The organism is Vulcaniibacterium gelatinicum (genome assembly GCF_008033445.1).
Lineage (GTDB): Bacteria > Pseudomonadota > Gammaproteobacteria > Xanthomonadales > Xanthomonadaceae > Vulcaniibacterium_B > Vulcaniibacterium_B gelatinicum.
The window spans coordinates 1-2,207 of sequence record NZ_VNKO01000036.1 but is presented as its reverse complement, the minus strand read 5'-3'; the positions used below and the strand labels follow the sequence as shown (position 1 = coordinate 2,207).

2 protein-coding genes are annotated in these 2,207 nt (G+C 64.3%); both read left to right on the top strand.

Annotated elements, in window-relative coordinates; translation table 11 throughout:
- Window positions 1-395: 395 nt before the first annotated feature.
- Complete coding sequence (locus tag FPV26_RS12525) at window positions 396-1,172, top strand: XAC2610-related protein (RefSeq protein ID WP_147654206.1); 777 nt, start codon at window positions 396-398, stop codon at window positions 1,170-1,172.
- Between the two features lie 73 nt (window positions 1,173-1,245).
- Window positions 1,246-2,207 (top strand): peptidoglycan-binding protein (locus FPV26_RS12900; protein ID WP_246109289.1); only part of this gene is annotated, 962 nt, incomplete at its 3' end.

Genomic DNA, 2,207 nt, shown 5'->3' with positions numbered 1-2,207 from the left:
ACGACGCATCGGACGATTCCCCCGGGCACGGACGACGACCGCGCAGCGTAGCAGCCCCCGGCGCGAGCGGGCGGGCCGAAGGTCATGGTCGGGCGGGAGGCAGGTCGCGGGGCGGGTGTGGCAGACTACCGGCAGGCAGGGATACCCATCGGTGCTCCAGGGAGAAGGAGATGTCGCCAGCATCCATCGTCCAGCTCGGCTCGTCTGTCCGGCCGCCCGCTTTCGCGCTCTCCGCGGGAACTTCTGCGCCTGCGACGGAGGCATCAGACCGTTGTCAGCCATGCGCCGCAGACAACTGCAGCCGGAGCGGCCTTTCCGACATCGCATGCCTGCAGGACATACGGCGCGAGCCCGAAGGACTTGCCATGCAGCCGTCCCGGTTGCGAAGGCGGAACATGGAACGATGGGTGATCATGCCGGTCGTCATGTTCATCGCGGCATGCGCGCAACCCGCATCTCATTCACGCCAAGCAACAGATGCCGACGCCACGCCGGCGACCTCGGAGCATGCAACTTCCCCGCCACGGCTTCATGCCGCCGGGCCGATCACAGCCAACGCGGCACTGGACGATTCGGGCGTGTTGGTCCTGCACGTGGGCGAACATTCCCTGCGACTGAACGCGCGCAATTGCCGGGAGGACATCCCTCCGGTCGTGTACTGCGACGAGGCGGTGAAGCTGACCGTGACGAGTGACGATGGGCGCGTGCGTCAGGTGCTGCCCCTCGAGGCGATCCATGTCAATCGCGAGGCGACGTTCTACCGAGGGGAGCTGACCGACGCGTTCGTCCGTCAGGGCCAGACCTTCGTGATGGCGGATGTCAATGCGGACGGCCCGGAGGATCTCTTGATCATGACGGGACGGGACGGCAATTACGGTGGGCCTTCCTATGACGTGTTCCTGTTCGACGCTGCGAACAGGCGTTATGTGCACAGCCCGGCTTTTTCCGAGTTGACGGTCGGATACAACGGGTTGTTTTCGATCGAGTCTGGAAAATTGAAGGTCTCGGCCACGGACGGGTGTTGTTATCACGTGTTCGATGTTTACGAGGTTCGCGGCGGGACGCCCATTCTCATCGAGCGGGTCACGGAGGACCGGCGGAACGCGGATGCTCCCCGCATCGTCAAGGAGCGCTTGGTCGAGGGGCGGATGCTGGAAGTGAAAGATCCGTGACGCGCGGTTCTTTTTAGGCATCCCGCGATGCCGCGACCTTCATGGATGAATCTGCCTTTGATGGAGCGCCCTCGTGAGTAACGGATATGGCCGCAGCCGCGGGGGCTTTGGTATTGACCGCACGGAATCGATCCATCTGATCGTCAGGACCGCGTTACAGAACGGGGTCACAGATCAGGCACAAATCGCGTACTTGCTGGCGACGGCGCAGCATGAGACCAGGAATTTCGACGCTCCCGACGAGGATTTCGGCAGGAGCCAGGCGCGCAAGCTTGGATACCGCGGGGGCGAGGAATACTTCGGGCGCGGCTATGTGCATTTGACGCACATAGACAATTACACGAAGTTCGACGCTTTGCTCGGCCTGGATGGCGAGCTGGTCCGGCGTCCAGAACTGGCGAAAGAACCGGAGATCGCGGCCAGGATCCTCGTTCTCGGAATGCGGGACGGACTATTCACTGGCAAGCGTCTCGATCGCTATGTCAACGAAGCTTCGCAAGATTTCTACAACGCGCGACGAGTCGTCAATGGAGTGATGCCGTCGAGGCCGTGGAGTATCCGTGCCGCCGAAGATTGCGAGCGGTATGCCAGAGAATGGCAACGTCGACTGCCAGATCTGGTTCGTACAGTTGAGGCGGGACTCGCCGTTGCGGATCGTGCCAACAAGATAAAAACCGGATCCGGCCCGCGCCATATCGCAGTCGAGTCGGGGGATGGGTTTCTCGACCGGGGAGACAGGGGCGCTGCGGTACTCACGCTGCAACAGCGCCTCAACCGCCTCGACATCCGCGACACCGCCGGCAACCCCCTGCGCGAGGACGGCCATTTCGGCCCCCGCACGCGCGAGGCGGTGGAGGCGTTCCAGCGCGCGCAGGGGGTGAGGGTGGACGGGGTGGTGGGGCGGGAGACGCTGGCGGCGTTGCGCGCGGCGGAGTCGCGGCTGGCGCAGGCAGCGCCGCCGGCGGCGCAAACGCCGGGGGCTGCCGACTTCCGCGATCCGGCGCATCCGGCGCATGCGGCCTTCCGGCAGACGCT

Excerpts from the sequence above, each read along its gene's own strand:
- FPV26_RS12525 (WP_147654206.1), top strand. The coding sequence starts at position 396 with ATGGAACGATGGGTGATCATGCCGGTCGTCATGTTCATCGCGGCATGC.